At 73.5% G+C, this 20014-nt stretch carries 18 protein-coding genes; 9 read left to right on the forward strand and 9 right to left on the reverse strand.

The window, feature by feature from the left end:
* Positions 1-20 precede the first annotated feature (20 nt).
* The 3 genes from ACFTZL_RS02385 to ACFTZL_RS02395 are packed head-to-tail and all read left to right on the forward strand — an operon-like array spanning position 21 to position 2548.
* Positions 21-755 (forward strand): PIG-L deacetylase family protein, encoded by a 735-nt coding sequence (locus ACFTZL_RS02385; protein ID WP_382577221.1) that lies wholly within the window; start codon positions 21-23, stop codon positions 753-755.
* A 37-nt stretch (positions 756-792) separates the two neighbouring features.
* Complete coding sequence (gene sigJ, locus ACFTZL_RS02390) at positions 793-1686, forward strand: RNA polymerase sigma factor SigJ (protein ID WP_382577223.1); 894 nt, start codon at positions 793-795, stop codon at positions 1684-1686.
* A gap of 19 nt (positions 1687-1705) precedes the next feature.
* On the forward strand, positions 1706-2548 hold the full coding sequence (locus tag ACFTZL_RS02395; protein WP_382577226.1) for a pentapeptide repeat-containing protein: 843 nt from the start codon (positions 1706-1708) through the stop codon (positions 2546-2548).
* On the opposite strand, the gene ACFTZL_RS02400 is transcribed toward ACFTZL_RS02395, so the two are convergent.
* The gene (locus ACFTZL_RS02400) at positions 2510-4006 is read right to left on the reverse strand and encodes a cytochrome P450 (protein ID WP_382577229.1); all 1497 of its coding nucleotides are present in this window, start codon (positions 4004-4006) and stop codon (positions 2510-2512) included. The two genes, ACFTZL_RS02395 and ACFTZL_RS02400, sit on opposite strands and share 39 nt — an antisense overlap.
* A 108-nt stretch (positions 4007-4114) precedes the next feature.
* Here ACFTZL_RS02400 and ACFTZL_RS02405 point away from each other — a divergent pair, with 108 nt between their 5' ends.
* Positions 4115-4723, forward strand: a complete 609-nt coding sequence (locus tag ACFTZL_RS02405; protein ID WP_382577231.1) for a TetR/AcrR family transcriptional regulator — start codon at positions 4115-4117, stop codon at positions 4721-4723.
* A gap of 85 nt (positions 4724-4808) precedes the next feature.
* Entirely contained in the window at positions 4809-5537 is a 729-nt protein-coding gene (locus tag ACFTZL_RS02410; protein ID WP_382577234.1) for a DUF2470 domain-containing protein, read from the forward strand.
* On the opposite strand, the gene ACFTZL_RS02415 is transcribed toward ACFTZL_RS02410, so the two are convergent.
* The 5 genes from ACFTZL_RS02415 to ACFTZL_RS02435 form a co-directional block, all read right to left on the reverse strand.
* Entirely contained in the window at positions 5505-6740 is a 1236-nt protein-coding gene (locus tag ACFTZL_RS02415; protein ID WP_382577235.1) for a lactonase family protein, read from the reverse strand. The two genes, ACFTZL_RS02410 and ACFTZL_RS02415, sit on opposite strands and share 33 nt — an antisense overlap.
* A 69-nt stretch (positions 6741-6809) precedes the next feature.
* A complete protein-coding gene (locus ACFTZL_RS02420) occupies positions 6810-7952 on the reverse strand; it encodes a hypothetical protein (RefSeq protein WP_382577238.1) in 1143 nt (380 codons plus the stop codon).
* Between the two features lie 46 nt (positions 7953-7998).
* Positions 7999-9258, reverse strand: coding sequence for an FUSC family protein (locus tag ACFTZL_RS02425; protein WP_382577240.1), 1260 nt, complete (start codon positions 9256-9258; stop codon positions 7999-8001).
* 87 nt (positions 9259-9345) lie between these two features.
* Positions 9346-9840: an FBP domain-containing protein gene (locus tag ACFTZL_RS02430; RefSeq protein WP_382577242.1), complete on the reverse strand. Its 495-nt coding sequence runs from the start codon at positions 9838-9840 to the stop codon at positions 9346-9348.
* Positions 9841-9950: 110 nt separating this feature from the next.
* Entirely contained in the window at positions 9951-10601 is a 651-nt protein-coding gene (locus ACFTZL_RS02435) for a PAS domain S-box protein (protein WP_382577283.1), read from the reverse strand.
* Positions 10602-10747: 146 nt separating this feature from the next.
* On the opposite strand from ACFTZL_RS02435, the gene ACFTZL_RS02440 reads away from it, so the two are divergent.
* The 4 genes from ACFTZL_RS02440 (at position 10748) to ACFTZL_RS02455 (ending at position 16656) form a co-directional block, all read left to right on the forward strand.
* Positions 10748-13930 carry a cytochrome P450 gene (locus ACFTZL_RS02440; protein WP_382577243.1) on the forward strand — a complete coding sequence of 1061 codons (3183 nt, stop codon included), beginning with the start codon at positions 10748-10750 and terminating at the stop codon, positions 13928-13930.
* Positions 13931-13960: 30 nt separating this feature from the next.
* A complete protein-coding gene (locus tag ACFTZL_RS02445; RefSeq protein ID WP_382577246.1) occupies positions 13961-14929 on the forward strand; it encodes a phosphotransferase family protein in 969 nt (322 codons plus the stop codon).
* Positions 14930-15021: 92 nt separating this feature from the next.
* Complete coding sequence (locus ACFTZL_RS02450; protein WP_382577248.1) at positions 15022-16311, forward strand: ROK family protein; 1290 nt, start codon at positions 15022-15024, stop codon at positions 16309-16311.
* A 60-nt stretch (positions 16312-16371) separates the two neighbouring features.
* Positions 16372-16656, forward strand: a complete 285-nt coding sequence (locus ACFTZL_RS02455; protein WP_382577249.1) for a hypothetical protein — start codon at positions 16372-16374, stop codon at positions 16654-16656.
* A 110-nt stretch (positions 16657-16766) separates the two neighbouring features.
* Here ACFTZL_RS02455 and ACFTZL_RS02460 read toward each other — a convergent pair whose 3' ends face one another.
* From ACFTZL_RS02460 to ACFTZL_RS02470, 3 genes are all read right to left on the reverse strand, one after another.
* On the reverse strand, positions 16767-17795 hold the full coding sequence (locus ACFTZL_RS02460; RefSeq protein ID WP_382577251.1) for an SDR family oxidoreductase: 1029 nt from the start codon (positions 17793-17795) through the stop codon (positions 16767-16769).
* A 226-nt stretch (positions 17796-18021) separates the two neighbouring features.
* Positions 18022-19197, reverse strand: a complete 1176-nt coding sequence (locus tag ACFTZL_RS02465; RefSeq protein ID WP_382577252.1) for an aromatic acid exporter family protein — start codon at positions 19195-19197, stop codon at positions 18022-18024.
* Between the two features lie 150 nt (positions 19198-19347).
* Positions 19348-20013 carry an HAD family hydrolase gene (locus ACFTZL_RS02470; protein WP_382577254.1) on the reverse strand — a complete coding sequence of 222 codons (666 nt, stop codon included), beginning with the start codon at positions 20011-20013 and terminating at the stop codon, positions 19348-19350.
* Between the last annotated feature and the right edge of the window lies 1 nt (position 20014).

Raw genomic sequence — 20014 nt, forward strand, 5'->3', positions numbered from 1 at the left:
GCCCGGACTAGTCTGCGGACATGACGACCACTCAACTCCAGCCCATGCCCGACGACTGGCGGCGTGCCCTCGCGGTCGTGGCCCACCCGGACGACCTCGAGTACGGCTGCTCGGCGGCGATCGCGGCCTGGACCGACGGGGGCCGCGAGGTCGCCTATGTGCTGGCGACCCGGGGCGAGGCGGGCATCGACACGCTGGAGCCGGGCAAGTGCGGCCCGCTACGGGAGCGCGAGCAGCGGGCGAGCGCGGAGGTCGTCGGCGTCTCGGCCGTGGAGTTCCTCGACCACAAGGACGGCGTCATCGAGTACGGCACCGCCCTGCGCCGTGACATCGCCGCCGCGATCCGCCGGCACCGGCCCGAGCTGGTCATCACGCTCAACCACCGGGACACCTGGGGCGGCGTCGCCTGGAACACCCCGGACCATGTCGCCGTCGGCCGCGCCACGCTCGACGCGGCCGGCGACGCCGGCAACCGGTGGATCTTCACGGAACTCGTCGAGCAGGGACTCGAGCCGTGGGACGGGGTGCGCTGGGTCGCCGTCGCCGGTTCCAGCACACCCACACACGCCGTCGACGCGACGTCCGGCCTGGAACGGGCGGTGCTCTCGCTGCTCGAACACCGCAGCTACATCGAGGCGCTGACCGACCAGGACCCGGAGACGTACGTCCGCGGCTTCCTGACCAAGCACGCCGAGGCCACGGGCGAGCGGTTCGGGGGCAGGCCCGCGGTGGCGTTCGAACTGTTCAGCAGATGACTCGACGGACGACGGACGAGGGACGACGGGGGAGACCATGACGGGCAGCGAGGAACTGGCCGACCGGTTCGAGGAGAACCGCGGGCACCTCAGAGCGGTCGCCTACCGCATGCTGGGTTCGCTGACCGAGGCGGAGGACGCCGTCCAGGAAGCCTGGCTGCGGCTGAGCCGCACCGACCCGGCCGACATCCAGAACCTCGGCGGCTGGCTCACCACGGTGACCGGCCGCATCTGCCTCGATCTCCTGCGCTCGCGCACCGCACGCCGCGAGGAGCCGATGGCCGACGTCTTCGTCCCTGACCCGGTGCTCAGGCCTCTGTCACAGGTCGACCCGGCGGAGGAGGTGCTCCAGGCCGACTCGGTCGGCCTGGCCCTGCTGGTCGTCCTGGAGAACCTGGAGCCCGCCGAGCGGCTCGCGTTCGTGCTGCACGACATGTTCGCCGTGCCGTTCGACGACATCGCGCCGATCGTGGAGCGCAGCCCGGCCGCGACCCGGCAGCTCGCGAGCCGTGCCCGGCGCCGGGTGCGCGGCGCCACGCCCTCGGCCGAGCCCGACCTCGGCCGGCAGAAGGAGGTGCTCGACGCCTTCCTGGCCGCCTCGCGCGGCGGCGACTTCGAGGCGCTGCTCGCGCTGCTGCACCCGGACGTGGTGCTGCGGGCCGACTCGGGCGCCCTCGTACGGGGTGCGGCCGCGTCCAAGGTCGTCCAGGGCGCGAAGACGGTGGCGGAGCAGGCGCTCATGTTCGCCCGGTACGCGACGTCCGCGCGGCTGATGCTGGTCAACGGCTCGGTCGGCCTCGTCCACGCGCCCGAGGGACGCGTGCAGTCGGTGATGGGAGCCACGATCGCCGACGGCCGGATCACCGGCATGTACATCCTGGCCGACCCGGAGCGGCTGGAGCGGCTGGAGGCACCCGGACTCACGGGCTGACCGGCGTTCCTCGTTTCGTATGCTGAACGTCATGCGAGATCACAAAGCCGCGCGAGCGGAACTGCGCGGCGACTGCGAGCGGTGTTTCGGGCTGTGCTGTGTCGCCCTGCCCTTCGCGCGATCGGCCGACTTCGCGGTCGACAAGGACGCCGGTACGCCCTGCCGCAACCTCCAGGACGACCACCGCTGCGGCATCCACGCCAGACTGCGGCAGAAAGGATTCACCGGCTGCACCGTCTACGACTGCTTCGGTGCCGGACAGCAGGTCTCGCAGATCACCTTCGGCGGGCAGGACTGGAGGTCCGGGCCTCCGGAGAACGCCCGCCGCATGTTCGACGTGTTCCCGGTCGTCCGGCAGTTGCACGAGCTGCTGTGGTACCTGACCGAGGCGCTCGCCCTGCCCGCGGCCCGGCCGGTCCACGCCGAACTGCGCAAGGCCCTGAAGAAGACCGAGGAGCTCACCGACGGGACCCCCGAGGAGCTCGCCGACCTGGATGTGGCGGCGCACCGCCAGGAGATCAACGTCCTGCTGCTGAGGACGAGCGAACTGGCCAGGGCCGGCACCCAGGGCCGTAAGAAGAACCGCCGGGGCGCGGACCTCATGGGCGCCCGCCTGAAGGGCGCCGACCTGCGCGGTGCCAACCTGCGCGGCGCCTACCTCATCGCCGCCGACCTCACCGGCGCGGACCTGCGGGGCGCGGACCTGATCGGCGCCGACCTGCGCGACGCGGATCTCACCGACGCCGACCTGACCGGGGCCTTCTTCCTCACCCAGCCGCAGCTCAACGCGGCCCGGGGGAGCGCCGGGACCCGGTTGCCGGAGTCAGTCGCCCGCCCCGGGCACTGGACAGCGCAGGTCTGAGGCGGGCTCCCGCACCGGGGTCCGTCGCTCCGGGTGCAGCCGCAGGTCCTCCGGCATCAGCGTCAGCCGTTCCGTGACGCGCAGCCGGTAGGCCGGGTCGGACCGCAGCTCGTAGCGGCGCAGCAGCAGACCGAGGACCAACGTCGCCTCGTGCAGCGCGAACTGGCGTCCGATGCACGCCCGCGCCCCGGTCCCGAACGGCTTGAAGGTGTGCGGGGCGCGGGACCGCACGGCCTGCGCGTCGAAGCGGTCCGGGTCGAACCGCTCGGCGTCCGCGCCCCACACCTCGGGGTCCCGGTGCAGCATCGGCGTCAGCACCAGCGCCCACGCCCCGGGCCGCATGGGGTGCTCCCCGGCCAGCACGGTGTCCTCCCGTGCCTCCCGGGCGAAGGCGGGCGCGGTGGGCCACAGCCGCAGCGACTCGTCCAGCACCCGCCGGAGGTAGCGCAGCCTGGCCACTTGCTCGTAGGCCGGCTCCGCCGTGTCGCCCCAGACCCGGTCCACCTCGGCGCGGGCCCGGGCCGCGACCTCGGGGTGCCGGGAGAGGTAGTGCAGGGCGAAGGAGAGCGCGCCCGATGTCGTCTCGTGGCCCGCGACGAGGAAGGTGATCACCTGACGGCGGACGTTCTCCGGCGAGAGCCGCTCCCCGGTCTCCGGGTGGGCCGTCTCCAGCATCCTGTCCAGCAGGTCGCCCTCGCCGCCGCCGGTCGCGCGCCGGGCCCGGACCAGCTCGTCGACCGTGCGGTTGAGGTGGGCGATGTCGGCCGCGTTGCGGCGGCTCGCGCTCCGCAGCAGCAGCGGGGCCAGTGGGAAGGGCACGGTGTTGAGCCGCTGCGCATACGTCAGCGTCCCGACCATCGCGGTCACGAAGGGATGCGGCCGGGAGCGCTCGAACGACCCGAAGTCGTGCCCGAAGCCGGTCCGGGCGATCGTCTCCAGCGTCAGCTTGGTCATGTCACCTGGCACGTCCACCGACCGGCCCGTCGCCGCGGCCCGGTCCCAGTGGTCCGTCAGCCGCCGCGCGACATCCAGCATCATCGGGTGGTAGCCGGCCATGGCCTCGCGGCTGAACCCCGGGGCCAGCACGTCGTGCGCCAACTGCCAGTTCGGCTCGTGGTTGTACGCCGTGAACAGGCCGTCCCCGGCTACCGGCCGCAGATTGGCGATGCCGAGCCCCACGTGCTTGGCGAACCGCGACTCGTCCGCGAGATCGGCCGCGTGCCGGGCGCCCCACACGAACACGAACTCCTTGCCGAAGGCCTTCCGCCGGAAGACCGGACCCAGCCGGCGGGCGTACCGCAGCGAGTCCTGCAGGGGAGTGCGCCGGTTCACGCCCACCACGTCACCGAGCAGCGGGATCCGGCGCGGCGGATGCGGAATGCGGTCCAGCTCGGGCCAGCCCAGCTCGGCACTCCGGAACCCCTTGGGCCCTGAAGCCCGTATCGGCGCCTCCGACATGACGCGATCTCCCTCGATCCGGCGGCGGGTTCGCACGTGTTGTACGTGAGTTCAATAGCGCGGTCAGTCTGGTCCCGTTGTTGAACCGGCGTCAAGTAAAGTGCTGGCATGGCCGCGAACCAGGGCGGGCGCACACGCCGTCGGCTCAGCACCGAGGAGCGCCGGGAGCAGCTCCTGTCGGTCGGTGCGCGGCTCTTCTCGGAGAGCCCCTACGACGACGTGTGGATCGAGCAGGTCGCCGAGATCGCCGGGGTGTCGCGAGGGCTGCTGTACCACTACTTCCCGACCAAGCGTGACTTCTTCGCGGCGGTCGTGGAGCGCGAGAGCGAGCGGATGCTGCGCATGACGGCGGCGGTTCCGGGCGTCCCGGTGCGTGAGCAACTCGCGGCCGGTCTCGACACGTTCCTGGAGTACGTCCGGGCCCACGCGCACGGCTACCGCGCCTTCCATCGCGCCGACGCGGCCGGGGACCAGGCGGTGCGGCGGGTCTACCAGCGCGCCCTGGCCGCGCAGGAGCGGCAGATCCTCGCGGCGCTCGCCGCGGACCCCGAGTTCGGCCCGGCCTTCGAGGAGCGGCCGGAGGTGCGGCTCGCCGTGCGCGGCTGGCTGGCGTTCACCACGGCCGTCTGCCTGGAGTGGCTGCGCGACGCGGAGTTGGGCCGGGAGCAGGTGCGCGAGCTGTGCGCACGCGCCCTGCTGGGTGTGCTCACTCCCTGAAAGGCCTCGTAAAGATCACGTGACGCGGTTGGCTCACACCCCGATCTTCGGTAGGTTAGGCAAGGCTTACCTAAGGAGGTCTGGGATGGGTGACGACAGCCAAAGCTGGACGGCGGCCCCTGCCGCGGCGGAGCGGGCGCGCTCGGTGCTCGCCGCCGCTTGGTCATGCTCGGTGACCGCGGAGGGCACGCGGGAGGAGCTGGTCGGCGCGCACACGGTGACCGAGGACGGCAGGGTGCTCGTGAACGTGCCGGAGGACAGCGCCCTGCTCGCGGCCGCGATCTGCGCGCCCCGCGGCGAGCCGTCCGCGGTGCTGGAGTTCGCCGATGTCGCGCCCGTCCCCGTGCGCAACCGGATCCGCGCCCGGCTGTGGCTCGCGGGCTGGTTCGCCATGGAGGAGGGGCAACTGGCCTTCCGGCCCACGCGTGTGGTGCTGCGGCAGCCGTCCGGTGCCGTGGTCGTGGACCTCGACGAGTTCGCCGCCGCCGTGCCCGACCCGCTCACCACGGCCGAGGCCCGGCTGCTAACGCACCTCGCCGACTGCCACGCCGACGCGGTCGAGCGGCTCACCCGGCTCCTGGAGCGCGACAGCCTGCACGGCGCGGTCCGCGTCCGGCCACTCGCCGTGGACCGGCACGGACTGACGCTGCGCATCGAACGGGCCCGCGCCCACGGCGACGTACGCCTGGCGTTCCACGCGCCCGCCGACGACGTCGCGCAGCTCACCGAGCGCATGCACGTCCTGCTCACCCAGGCGAGCGCCGCGTCCTGCCCCAGGGCCCTACAGCGGCAGCGCACAGACGGCGACCGGTGAGGGAAACGGTTCACCGGCGCGCCGCAGCGTGCCGCTCTTCCCGTCCACGTGGAAGACGGTGACGGTGCCGGACTTCTGGTTCGCCGCGAACAGCAGCGTGCCCTCCGGTGAGAAGGCGATCTGGCGGGGGAAGTCCCCGTCCACCGGCACGGTGTCCAGCAGTCTGAGCCGGGCACCGTCCGCCTCGATCGCATAGCGCGTAAGGCTGTTGGCGCCGCGGTTGGCGAGATATGCGAACCGGCCGTTCGCCGTCACCAGGATCTGCGCCGGATAGTTCGTGCCCGGACCCGTGCCCGTGGACTGCGCCGCACCGACGGTCACACGGCCGGAGTCCGGATCGTACGAGCAGACGGCCACGGTGTTGTCGACCTCGTCGGCGAGGTAGGCGTACCGGCCGCCGGGGTGGAACGTGAGGTGACGCGGTCCCGCGCCCGGCCGGGTCCGCGCCTGCGACACCTCGGTGAGCGTGCCGGCCTTCTCGTCGAGCCGGTACGTGTAGACGGTGTCCGTACCGAGGTCGACGGCGAGCACGTACCGCCTGTCGGGGCTGGTGAAGATCTGGTGGGCATGCGGCCCGTCCTGGCCCGGACCGGGCGGCGGAGTGGAGTGCCGGACGAGGTCGGTGCGCTCGCCGAGGGCTCCCGAGGAGTCGATCGGATGCACGGCCACGCTGCCCGAGCCGTAGTTCGCGCTGAGCAGCCAGCGCCCGCCCGGATGCACCGACAGATGGCAAGGGGCCGCGCCCCCGGTGCTCCGGCTGCCCAGGACCTTCCGGTCGGCCAGCCGGACGGCGGTCACGGCGCCGTCCTCGCGTTCGTTCACCGCGTACAGCGTGCGGCGGTCCGGGTGGATCGCGAGATATGACGGGTCGCCGACGCCGGAGAGTGTGCCGGTACCGGTGATCCGGCCCGTCGCCGCGTCGTAGGTGGCCAGGCCGATGCCCTTGCCGCCGCCCTCGACTGAGGTGTAGGTGCCGAGGTAGAGGGGGCGGGGCCCGGACGGCCGCCGGGCCTCTCGGGACGGGCTCGACTCGGGGGCCGACGGGGTCGTCGAGGCCGTGGGCGCGGACGCGTTGTCACAGGCCGGGAGCGCCGCCGCGGCGGATCCTCCTGCCAGCGCGCCGACGAACCGGCGCCTGCTCCAGCCACCACTGCCCATGTCGCCCCTCAGGTCGTCACTCGTCCCCGTCGCGACAGCCACCATGGCGTGGATCACCCACCGGGTGCAACAACAGCACCACGCGTCGCGCCAGACGCAACACGCCTCGGCCGCCTACCAGCCCCCGTCCTCGACCGGCCGGCCCGGCGCGTCCTTGAGCTGCCGCACCTGCCCGGGCGCGGGCTCCTGCCAGGGCTCGTGGTCGTCCCCGAGCCAGTCGCCGGCCGGCTTGACGGCCCGGAGCGTGTCCGTGGGGGCGAGGTCCTCCGCGTCCTGGTCGTAGTAGTCGAACCAGGGCAGGCCCGCCCGGGTGTACGCGGCCCGGTCCACCGGAGAGGGCGGCGGCGCCTCGCCGGTGATACGGCGCCACTCCGGCGGCGTCACGAGGTGCACGAAGACCCGCCCCGCCGGCCGCCGCGCCCAGTCCGACAGCGGCCGGTCGTCCTGGAAGACCTCCTGCCGCATGGATCCGCCGACCCCGAGCCCCATCGCCGCGGGCGCACGGGAGGGAGCCGAGGGAGCGGCTCCGGCGGCGGGCGCGGGGGTCGCGCCGAACGCGGGAGGCGCCGGGACGGATCCGGGCGCGGCCGGTGCCGGGGGAGCACCGGTCGCGGACGGTGCCGCCATCGGCATCGCGGCACCGTAACCGCCCGGCACGGCCGCACCGTAACCGCCCGACGGGGCCGTCCCCCGGGTTCGCTCCGCCCTCAGGCGCTCCTCCGCACGCCAGCGCGCCAGCTCCCGGTCGGTCAGCGGGAAGGACTGGAGCTGTACGCCGCCCCAGACCTCCTCGCCCGTGACCTGGCCCTCGACCGTGGCGCCCAGACCGAGCGGGACGGCCACGAACTGACGGACCGTGCCCGTGCCGGAGTTGATGCCGTCCAGCCACGGCTGCCGGGGGAGCACCACATAGTTCTGCGGGCCGCGTGCCGGGCGGTCGCTCCAGGGCCGGCCCGAGACCGCGCACACCTTGCCGACGCCGACCTGCAGCGCGGCCGGCTCCGACGTCCCCGCGAAGCTCAGCCACATCGCCTCGCGCAGATACACCGGCAGCATCACACCGCCGCGCGCCCGCCACGCCTCGGGCACCCGGTCCCCGTAGTCCGCGACCCGCCGCACCGGGAACTCGCCCAGACCGGGCGGCAGTGGATGAGTGCCCGTCTCGGGCAGCCGCAGGGTGCGGATGAACCGCACGGTCACACCGCCCGGCAGCCGCAGCGTGTTCCCGTCGATCCGTACCGCCGTCGTGTCGGCCATCGGCCCGCTCCCTCGCATCAGGTGCCGGCCCCCTGCCGGCGTCCCCTCAGCGAGAACGCCCGTCGAACCCGGCGCGGTTCCGCCACAGCTCTTCCGTGACGCCCAGCCGCTCACGCAGCCGCGTCAGCCGGGGCATCCGCGCGCGCTGCTCGCGCGAGACGCGGTCCAGTTCCTCGAACAGGCGCCGGGAGCGGTGCTCGGTGTCGAGCTCGTCGAGGATGCGGTTGACCTCCGTCAGGACGGCGCCCGGAAGCTGCCAGTGCCCGGGGTCGCGCTCGGCCTCCTCGCGCAGCAGCAGGGCCAGCTTGTCGCGGGTGCCCGCCGCGGTGCGCAGTTCCGCGGCGAGACGTTCCTCGGCCGACTCGGCGCTCGCGCTGAGGTGGGTGGTGACCAGCACCGCGAAGCTCACCACGGCGTCGGCGATCTCGGACAGCAACTGCTCCAGGGCCGCCCCCGTCTCGGCCTCGAACAGCGGCTTGGGTTCGCGCTCCTTCGCGAGGTCGGTGAGGGAGCGCGCGAGCACGCGCAGGACGACGGTGCAGATCTCCAGCGTGTCCAGGCCGGTGCGCATCACCACCCGGTGCAGCACGCTGTCCTGCACGCGCGGGTTGAGCCGCAGACTGTCCTCGGCCTGTCTGAGGGCGGCATCCACGTCGACGATGTCGTGGTCCAGGCGCCGCGCCTCGTGGAGCTGCTCCGCCGCGCGTTTCACGGGCGTGCCGCTTGCGGCCTCCTCGCCCATGCGCAGCATGAGCTGCCGCAGCCGGCGCGCCAGACCCTCGATCGACTCGCCCGCCTCCTCCACCCACACCGGCGGCGCCAGCAGCAGATTGCAGGCGAGCCCGACCGACGCGCCGATCAGTGTCTCCACCACCCGGGCCCAGGCGGTGTTCCCGACGGTGGTGACCCCGAGGACCAGCATCGCGCTGATCGCCACCTCGGGGACGTACTCCTCCACCTTGACCAGCCGCCCCACGGCCAGCGCGGCCAGGAGGAGCAGTGCCAGGCTCCACCAGGTCAGGCCCACCAGCAGGCTGAACGCGATGGCGACGAGGACTCCCGTGACCACGGCGTTCACCCTGCGGAAGCCGTTGGTGAGCGTGGTATACAGCGTCACCTGGGTGACCAGCAGCGCGGTCAGGGGAGCGGTGAGAGGTGCGGCCGTCGGCTCGGGGCTCAGCCGGAGCGCGATGACGTACGCGATCGTCGCCGCGGTCGCGGACCGGAACGTCTGGACGACCACGGGATCCCGGCGCTTGTGCATGATCCGAGTGGCGTGCGCCGTCCACTCACGTACCTCTCGCATCCTCGGGCTGTTCCCCTTCCCCTGGCGCATCGAACGCATCCATGAAGGACGTTAGCGCCGAGGGAAAACAGGGGCGACCGTGGACGCTCAGGCGTACACCTTGTCGAGGAAGGCGGCCAGCCCGTCCGTGGTCCGGTCGATCTGCTCCGCCAGGGTGAGGCTCTCCTCCAGGCGGGAGCCGCTCTCCGGCACCTTCTTCCCGCGTACGTAGAGGGAACAGGCGAGGTCGGTGCACATGTACACACCGACGGAGTTCCCCTCACGCCCGGCCGCCCCGGCCTTCCGCGCGGTCATCAGCGAGACCCCGCCCCGCGGGTGCGTCGTCAGGCACAGCGAACACATGCTGCGCTGCAGAGGCCCCCGCTGTGCGGGCTGGAACCGCATCGTCACCCCGATGAGCCGGCCTTCCCGCTCGGTCACGAGATAGCTCCGATCGGGCGCCCCCGGATCCCGCCACCCGAGAAAGTCGAGATCGTCCCAGGGCCGTTCCCCGAGATCCCGGGGGACGGCCAGACGCTTGGCCTCTCCCTTCGAGCAGTTGATGAACGAGGTGCGGATGTCCTGCTCGGTGAGCGGCTTCATGGGAGGGCTCCTGCTTCTCTTCGGCCAAACCTAGGGGTCCTAGGTTTTGGGGGCCAGGTCAGGTTAGACAGCCGCGACGAACGGGGCGAGTGGATTTCCGGAAGGCCGTCTCACCCCGGCTCCGCCGCCGAGACCTCCGGCGGCCACACCCCAGGGGCCAGTACCCCCAGCGCGTAGGCGCGGGCCACCAGTTCCGTGCGGTTGGCGGCGTGCCAGCGGGAGGACAGGCGGCGGAGGTGGTACGTCACGCCGTCGGTGGTGAGGCCGGTTTCGCGGGCGGCCCGGGCCGTGGTGGCGCCCGCGGCCAAAAGGGCCAGGATGCGGGCCTCCGCCGGGGTGACCCGTTCGGCGGGCGGGGTGCTTCGGGCCTCGTGCTCGCCGTCCACCCGCAGCATCACCAGCAGGGCGGGCGTCTCCTCCACCGTGTCGCTCACCGGGTCCGCCGTCAGCTCCCCGTACCGCTCCGCTCCGCCGGGCGCCCGCCAGCGCACGGACACCTGGTACCGCGAGCGGTGCCGCAGCCGCAGCGCCTCCGCGATCCGCTCCACCTGCGTCGCCTCCCGCGGGCTGAACAGCTCCAGCACATCACGGCCGCGCAGCCGCCCCGGCGTCGTACCGCACTCCGCGGCCATCGCCGGGTTGGCGAGCAGCACCGCGCCGTACACGTCGCACACCGCGACCGGCATCGCGACCCGGTCGAAGAGGAGCAGGGCGCGGTTGCGCCACGTCACGGCCTCCTGCCGGGCCAGGTCCACGAGCATCTCCTGCCACGCCGGGCCGCTCTCGCGCAAGAGCGACGCATCTGCTTGCACTACACAATCATGTAGGGGTGCGGCGTTGCCCGCCGGGCCCCGTGGATCACGCTGGATCGCAGTACTTCCGTACCGCGAAAGGCAGTTGCCGCGTCATGCCCCCCACCGGACAGACCTCCCGCACCGCAGACACCCCCGCCGACATCCCCGTCGCCGACATCACCGCCACCGGACCCGGCCCCGCGCCCATCCAGCAGGCCATGGACCTGATGCGCGAGCACGGGCCCGCTTTCGTCCGGCGGCTGTACGGGCGGGACACCCTGTTCGTGGGCGACCTGGACATGGTCGCCGACCTCGCGGACGAGCGGCGGTTCGCCAAGCACATCGGGCCCGGTCTGGAGAACGTCCGCGAATTCGCCGCCGACGGCCTGTTCACCGCCTACAACGACGAGCCCAACTGGGCCAAGGCGCACGACATCCTCATGCCCGCCTTCGCGCTCGGCTCGATGCGGACGTACCACCCCGTGATGCTGCGGGTCGCCCAGCGGCTCATCGCGTCCTGGGACCGCGACGCCGGTGCCGGCAAGCCCGTCGACGTGCCCGGCGACATGACCCGCATGACGCTCGACACCATCGGACTCGCCGGCTTCGGCTACGACTTCGGCTCCTTCGAGCGGGCCGAGCCGCACCCCTTCGTCGAGTCGATGGTCCGCTGCCTGGAATGGAGCATGACCCGCCTCGCCCGCGTCCCCGGCCAGGACTACTCGGCGCAGGACGCGGCCTTCCGCGACGACTCCGCCTACCTCGCCCAGGTCGTCGACGAGGTCATCGCCGCCCGCACCGGCACCGACCAGAGCCAGGCCGACGACCTCCTCGGCCTGATGCTCACCGCCGAGCACCCGGCCGACGGCACCACGCTCGACACGGCCAACATCCGCAATCAGGTCATCACCTTCCTCATCGCCGGGCACGAGACCACCTCCGGCGCCATGTCCTTCGCGCTGTACTACCTCGCCAAGCACCCGACCGCGCTCCAGATGGTGCAGCGCGAGGTCGACGAGCTGTGGGGCGACGCGGCGGACGTCGAGCCGGCGTACGACGAGATCGGCCGGCTGACCTACACCCGCCAGGTCCTCAACGAGGCGCTCCGGCTCTGGCCCACGGCCGCCGTGTTCGCCCGGCAGGCCCGCGAGGACACGCTGCTCGGCGGCCGGATCCCGATGCGCGCCGGAGACTCCGCCCTGGTGCTCACGCCGATGCTGCACCGGCAGCCCGTCTGGGGCGACAACCCCGAGCTGTTCGACCCCTCGCGCTTCACGGCCGAGTCGGAGGCGGAGCGCCCGGTGCACGCCTTCAAGCCGTTCGGCACCGGTGAGCGCGCCTGCATCGGACGCCAGTTCGCGCTGCACGAGGCGACCATGCTGCTGGCCATGCTCGTGCACCGCTACCGGCTGGGCGACCACGCCGACTACCGGCTCGACATCAAGGAGACCCTCACCCTCAAGCCCGAGGGCTTCACCCTCGCGCTCACCCCGCGCACCTCCGCCGACCGCGTCCACACGCCGCTGCCCGGCGCCGCCCCGCTCCAGGACACGGACTCGGCCGAACCGCAGGACCTGCCCGCGCGGGTCCGCCCCGGCACCGCCGCCCTCTTCCTGCACGGCAGCAACTACGGCACCTGCCGCGACTTCGCCGCCCAGCTCGCCGACGAGGCCGCCGCCGTCGGCTGCGAGACCCAGGTGGCCTCCCTGGACGCCTACGCCGGCGGTCTGCCCACCGACCGGCCCGTCGTCATCGCGGCCGCCTCCTACAACGGCCGCCCCACCGACGACGCCACCGCCTTCGCCGCCCGGCTGGAGGAGACCCACGACCTGTCCGGGGTGACGTACGCGGTCCTCGGTGTCGGCGACCGCAACTGGGCCGCCACCTACCAGCACGTCCCCACCCGGATCGACGAGCGGCTCGCGGAGTCCGGCGCCACCCGGCTGCTCGACCGCGCCGCCGCCGACGCCTCCGGCGACCTCACCGGAACCGTCCGGGAGTTCACGGCGGCCCTGCGCACCGCCCTCCTGCGGCAGTACGGCGACCCGGACGCCACGACCCCGGACCCCGAGCCCACGGCCGCCTACGAGGTCCGTACCCTGACCGGCGGCCCGCTGGACGCCCTCGCCGAACGGCACGAACTCGTCCCCATGCGGGTCACCGAGGCCTACGACCTCACCGCGCCCGGCTACCCGCGCCGCAAGCGGTTCCTCCGCGTCGCCCTGCCGGAGGGCGTCACCTACCGCACGGCCGACCACCTCACCGTGCTGCCCGCCAACGACCCGGACCTCGTCACCCGCACCGCCACCGCGCTCGGCCTCGACCTCGACACGGTCCTGGACATCCGCGCCACCCGCCCGCGCCGCGACGGCATCGCCGTCGACCGGCCCGTGACGGTACGGCAGCTCCTCACCCACCACGTGGAGCTGCAGGAGCGCCCGAGCGCCGGGCAGCTCGCCGCGCTCGCCGCCGCCAACCCGTGCCCGCCGGAGCGCATGGCCCTGGCCGCCCTCACCGACGACCCGCGCACCCTGGTGGAGATCCTCGAGGACCACCCGGCCCTGCGGGGCGCCCTGGACTGGCCGCGGCTCCTCGACCTCCTCACCCCGCTGCGCCCCCGCCACTACTCCGTCTCCTCCTCGCCCGCCGTCGACCCCGGCCACGTGGACCTGATGGTGTCGCTGCTGCAGGCGCCCGCCCGCTCCGGCAAGGGCGTCTACCGGGGCACCGGATCCGGCCACCTCAACGCGGTGGAGCCCGGCGACACGGTCTACGCGCGCGTGCAGCCGTGCCGGGAGGCCTTCCGTATCGACGCCACCGGCGGAGCCGCCCCCGTCGTCATGGTCGCGGCGGGCACCGGCCTCGCCCCGTTCCGCGGCGCCATCGCCGACCGTACGGCAGCCCTCGCGGCGGGCGCCGAACTCGCCCCGGCCGTCTGCTACTTCGGCTGTGACGCGCCCGACGCCGACTTCATGCACGCCGACGAACTGGGCGCCGCCGACACCGCCGGGGCCGTCTCGCTGCGCCCCGCCTTCAGCGAGACCCCCGAGGGCGAGGTGCGGTTCGTGCAGCACCGCATCGCCGCCGAGGCCGAGGAGGTCTGGGTCCTGCTGGACGCCGGAGCGCGGGTGTACGTCTGCGGCGACGGTTCGCGGATGGCGCCCGGGGTGCGGGAAGCGTTCCGTACCCTGTACCGCAAGCACAGGCCGGGTACGGACGAGACGGCCGCCGAGCAGTGGCTCGACGGGCTGGTCGCGGACGGGCGTTACGTCGAGGACGTGTACGCGGCCGGCTGACCGAAGCCGTAGGGGAGGGGTGGGCGCACGGTGGTGGACTCCTGGGAACGGGCCCGGCGCATCCTGGAGGCGGCGGGCCTCGACCCCGGCCGCCTCGCCCACCTCCGCCCGCTGACCGGCGGCACGTACAACACCGTCGAGGAGCTCCGCCTCACCGACGGCACCCGCTACGTGCTCAAGGTCCCGCCCTCGGCCGCGACCTCCGGCCTGCGGCACGAGCGCCGACTCCTCGTCTCGGAGGCCGAGTTCTACCACTCGGCCGCCGGCGTCGGCGTTCCCGCGCCGCGGCTGGTGTCCCTGGGCGAGGACTTCCTGCTGATGACGGCCTGCCCGGGCGACTCCTGGGACGACTCCCTCACGGCTGCGGAACAGACCGCACTGCGTACGGACCTGGGACGCCTGACGGCCCGTCTGCACCGCGTGACGGGCCCCGGCTTCGGCTATCCCTCCGGCGCCCTCGGCCCGCTCGCCCCCGACTGGAGGACCGCGTTCACGACGATGTTCGACGCCGTCCTCGACGACGCCCGGCGCTACGGGGCCCGGCTGCCCCGCCTGGCCGACGCGGTGGCCCGTACCGCCCGCTCCGCGTACGGCGCCCTCGACGAGGTCACCGTCCCGTGCCTCGTGCACTTCGACCTGTGGCGGGGCAACATCCTCGTCGACCGGTCGGACACGGGCGCCCGTATCGGTGGCCTCATCGACGGGGAGCGCATGTTCTGGGGCGACCCCCTCGCCGAATTCGTCTCCCTGGCGCTGCTGGGGGACATCAAGGAGGACGAGGCGCTCCTGTCGGGCTATCGGGAGGCCGGCGGCCGGGCCGGCTTCGACGCCCCGGCCCGCCTCCGTCTCGCCCTGTACCGCGCCTATCTGTACCTGATCATGCTCACCGAGACGGTTCCGCGTGCGGTCGGCGAGGAACAGGAGCGGTGGGTGCGGGAGACGGTCGCCCCGGAACTCGTCGCGGCCCTGGACGAGATCGAGGAACTCCCCGGCCCGTAATCTCACAGCGTGAAATAAGGGGTGGAGGAAGGTCGCGCCGAGCTTGCCCCCGGGGGTATGTTGCAGGTCGGGCAAGGGCTGGAAGGAGCCACATGGCGGGGCGGAACGGGCGCACGGTACGCGATCTCAGGCGGGCCAATCGCACGGTCGTGCTGCAACGGCTCTACTTCGACGGCCCGCTCAGCCGCTTCGCACTCGGCCCGGCGACCGGACTGAGTTCCGGCTCCGTCAGCAACGTCGTCGCCGATCTCGTCGCGGCCGGGCTGGTCGAGGAGGCCGGCAGCGTCGACTCCGACGGCGGCCGCCCCCGCACCCTGCTGCGCGTCGCGCCCGGCAGCGGCCACATGATCGGCGTCGACGTCGGCGAGACCCGGGTGCGTGTCGAACTGTTCGACCTCACCCTCACCGAGCTGGCCCGCGTCGAGCGCCCGCTCGCCGGCCGGCGGTACGAGGTCGAGGTCATCGTCGACCACATCCGCCAGGGCATCGCCGAGGTGCTCGACACCGCCGGCCTCGCGCCCGAACGGCTCCTCGGCGTCGGCATCGGTGTCCCCGGCATCGTCGAGCACACCCCCGACCGCGGCGCGCTCGTGCACGGGCAGACCATCGGCTGGGACGCCGTCCCGCTGGAGGCCCTGCTCCGCACCGGAACCCCGCTGCCGGACACCGTCCCGTACTTCATCGACAACGGCGCCAAGACGCTGGGCCAGGCCGAGATGTGGTTCGGCGCCGGACGCGGCGCGCACAACGCCGTGGTGGTCCTCTTCGGCTCCGGTGTGGGCGCGAGCCTCGTCACCCCCGAGGTGGAGCAGGGCCGGGCCGTCGAATGGGGGCACCTGACCGTCCGGGTCCGGGGCCGCCGCTGCCGCTGCGGGGCGCTCGGCTGCCTGGAGGCCTACGCGGGCGCCGAGTCGCTGCTCGCCCGCTGGCGGGAGGAGGGCGGCCGGGGCCAGGACGGCACCGACGAGGAGTCCGCGCTCACCGCGATGCTCGCCGCGGCGTACCCGCCCGGGGACGGCGAGGCCGACCCGGTCGCGCTGGCCGTCCTGGAGGAGACCGCCGAGTATCTGGGCGCCGGTCTCTCCGACCTGATCAACCTCTTCCAGCCCGAGCGCATCCTCATCGGCGGCTGGGCGGGCCTGGCCCTCGGCGCCCGCTTCCTGCCCGCCGTACGCCGCCACGCCCTGTCGTACGCGCTGCGCCACCCGGCCGGGAAGGTGACCGTCGAGCTGGGCCGGCTCGGGCCCGACGCGGTCACGGTCGGCGCCGCGATCCTGCCGCTCGCCGACTTCTTCGCACGCGGCGGACGGCGTCCCGATCCGGCGCCGGAGAGTCCGCTCCCGGCGTGGCACGCGGCACTTCAGGAGCGGGCACCGCGCTGAGGTTTCGCTGGTCACGCCGGAGGTACTCGCTCGGCGCCCGGACCACGAAGGGAGGACGCCGTGACCGACCACCGCCTCGAAGGACCCGGCGAGAACGGTCAGCCGGTCCCGCGGGACATGCCGGACCAGCAGGCCGCCACCGGCGAGGACCCATGGGAGGCCGCCTCGCGCTTCACGGGCACCAGCGAGGCCGAGAACGACGAGAAGAACGGGAAGGACCATGCCGACGAGCCCGCCGACGACGTCCCCGCCACGGACGAGGCGGGGACCGGCCGGCAGGGGGAGGCGCCGCAGCGGGGAACGGTGCACCCCGAGCATCCGGTGCCGGACGAGCCCGCCGACTGAGCACCCCTTGAGCGCCGATGGCCGCAGCCGACCGTGGGGGCCGGCTGCGGCATCGGTTGTGTGCGCGGTACGGGGTAACGGTGTGCGGAGTGGTCTGGGGTGGCCCGGGGTCAGCCCACCTTGTGTCCCCGCATCGGTTCCGTCGGCGCGCCCGCACCCTGCTGGAGTCCCTGCAGGAACTGCTCCAGCACCTCCGGCGCCGTGTGCTCCGGCCGCCAGCCGAGTTCCGTACGCGCGCGTGCGCAGTCCATCAGAGGCAGCCGCAGCACCGCGTCGAACAGGTGCGGTGAGGCGGGCAGCAGGCGCAGGCCCCAGGCGGCGGCGATCGCCGAACGGGCCGCCGTGCGCGGCAGCCGCACCGGGCGGGCATCGAACATCTTGCCCAGGAGCTCCGCGTCGACCGTCGGCTCGGCCGCCAGGTTGAACGCGCCGCGGGCGTCGGAGTGCACCGCCAGCCGGTACGCGTGTGCCGCGTCGTCCGTGTGCAGCGCCTGCACCCGCAGCCCCGCGATGTCGGGCAGGAAGGGCAGCAGCTCCGGACGGGCCGAGGGGCCCGGAAGGAAACGCCCGCCGAAGATACGGCGTTGCTCACTCGCGGACTCCCGCCGGAAGAGGAAGGCGGGCCGCATCCGCACCACCCGCGTCTCGGGATGATCGCGCTCGAACGTGTCCAGCGCACGCTCCAGGTAGGCCTTCTCCCGGCAGTACGCGGCGTCCGGCCAGCCGTGCGTCGGCCATGACTCGTCCACCGTCCGGTCCTTGGGACCCGGCGAGTACGCGCCGACCGACGAGGCGTGCACCAGCGTCGGCACCCCCGCGGCGACCACCGCCTCGAACACTCGCATGCTGCCGAGCACGTTCGTGCGCCAGGTCTTCGCCGGGTCGTGCGTCGGCTGGAACGCCCAGGCCAGATGGACGACCGCGTCGGCGTCCGTGAACCGCTCGACGAGGTCGGACTCCGCGAAGGCCAGATCGACCGCGGACCAGTCCGTCTTCGGCGGCGACCAGTCGGGGATCCGCCGGGCCAGGCCCAGCACGGAGGCGACCTCCGGATCCTCGGAGAGGAGGCGCACCAGGCTGGTGCCCACATTGCCGGTGGCGCCCGTGACGACGATCCGCTTGCCCGTTCCGCTGCTCACCTTCCGCTCCTCTCGGCCGCGTGGTTCCGCGAGCGGTGACCGAGTACCCGGGGGGCGCGCGGATTGCACGTGGGCGGGGCCACGGGCGTCGGCAGAGGGAAGCCCCGGCCGGACGGGGGAATCACGGCCGGGGCGGCTCAGGAGTGTGGGCGCGGACCCACACCTTGTTCAACGGGCAACCATCTCTGGGTGTTCCACGCCCGGACGCCCTGTCCGGTGAGGTGTGTCACTGCCCCCGGTCGTCCGGAACGGTCTCGGCCCACAGGTTCTCCGCCTGGAGCACCAGCGTGCCCAGGACCGCCGTGTGCGCGGCCCCCTCCCCTGCGTGCCGGCGCAGCTTCTCCTGCAGTTCCTGGTGCAGCGCCCGCATCGCCTCCTCGGTCTCCTTGTCCGGACGGGGCCGCACGCTGCCGTCGAGCAGACTGTCGGCCTCGGTGTGGCAGGCTTCCCCGATCAGCTCCAGCAGACGCGCGTACGCGTCCAGGGCCGGGCCCTCGGGCGGGGCGGGCGTCCGGTTGTCGTCCACGGACACCGCCAGGGCCCGGGTCAGCGCGGCCACGTGCCCGGTGACCCGGCCGAACCGCTCGTCCTCGTCCACCGGCGGCAAAGCGCCCCCGTGCGGCACACGGTGCAGGCGCCGCAAGGGGCCGTAGGTCAGGCGCAGGCTCTCCATGCTCCACCGGCGCGCCGAGCGCAGCGCCTCCAGGCGGTGGTCCAGCCGGGACGACGCGCTGAGCCAGCCGGCGGCGGTCTGCGCGTCCCACTCGCCCTCGCGCAGATCGGCGGCGACGGTGCGCAGGACGTCGCCCGCCTCCCGGGCGAGGGCCGCCAGGTTCTCCCGTACGTCCCGCAGATGGACTGGCGGCAGGACGAGCGCGTTGACCGTGACGCCGATGACGGCGCCCAGTGCCGCCTGCCCCACACGGTGCCCGACTCCGGCCATGCTCACGGAGCCCGCCGTGAGGGTGAACAGGGCGGTGGTCGCCGCGTAGATGCCCTGGTCGCCGAAGCGCGACCAGTTCGCGAGCAGCATCAGCACCGGGACGGACAGGGCGAGCGCGCCCGTCGTGTCGCCGGTGAGCGCCTGTGCTGCCGAGGCCAGCACGGTGCCGACGCAGATCGCCCCGAACTGCCGCGCGCCCTGCACCAGCGAGCTGTAGACGGTGGCCTGCACCAGCACCAGCGCCACCCACGGCGCCATCAGCGCGAGCGGGTCTCCCATCCAGACGCCGCCCACCACCCAGGCGAGCACCGCCGCCGCGGCGGCCTTGAGCGACTGGACGACCAGATCGCGTTCCCGCCCGGGCCCCTTCCAGGCGGCTCGCAGGGCGTCCCAGGCGGCCCGCGTCTCCCGCCGCACGGAGTCCACCGGCCGTGATCCGCGCACGTCCTGCTCCAGCACGCGGATCCTTCCCAGCCCCTCATCGGCCGACGTGCCTCTGTCCGTCCCCGGGCGGAAGGCCCGAGCCGTCCGCCGTACCGCACCCCTCAGTCGCGTCATGCGCTGCGAGTATCCGCGTGACCGGGGGTTTCACGCCGCCTCATGCCGGTCTCATGCCAGCGGGCTGCCGCGGAGGGAGGACAGCAGGTGCGCGGGGTCGGCGTAGACCGCGTCCGCGCCGGACTTCTCCAGGTCGGTGCGCGGGATGCCGCCGCACAGCACGCCCACGCAGCGCACCCCGGCGCGGCTGCCCGCGAGCATGTCCCACACGGTGTCGCCGACGAAGACCGCCCGCTCCGCCGGCACCCCGGCCAGCTCCAGGGCGTGCTCGACCGGCTCGGGGGCCGGCTTGCCCGCGTCGACGTCGTCGGCGCTCGCCGTGGCGGTGATGGCGTCGTCCGCGTCGAGGGCCCGGCGCAGCGCGCTCAGCTCGGCGCCGCCCGCCGAGGTGGCCAGCACCACCGCCCAGCCCTCACGGTGCAGCCGTCGCAGCAGCGGCCCGGCACCCGGCAGCGCGGCCAGCCGGTCGACGTACTGCCCGTACAGCGCCTTGTGGGCGGCGCTGATGCCGGCGTCCTGGTCCTTGTCGCGGCTGTCTCCCAGCAGATGGGCGACGAGGTCGGTGGAGGGCAGGCCCACGGCCCGGTGAACGGCGTGCGTCGGCACCTGGTGGCCCGCCTGCCGCAAGGCCTCCCACCACGCCACGACGTGCAGGTGGTTGGTGTCGACCAGCGTGCCGTCGACGTCGAACACGGCCGCCCGTTCCGCGCTTCCCATA

Origin of the sequence: Streptomyces sp. NPDC056948, from assembly GCF_042674225.1 — a bacterium.
GTDB classification, from domain to species: domain Bacteria; phylum Actinomycetota; class Actinomycetes; order Streptomycetales; family Streptomycetaceae; genus Streptomyces; species Streptomyces purpurascens.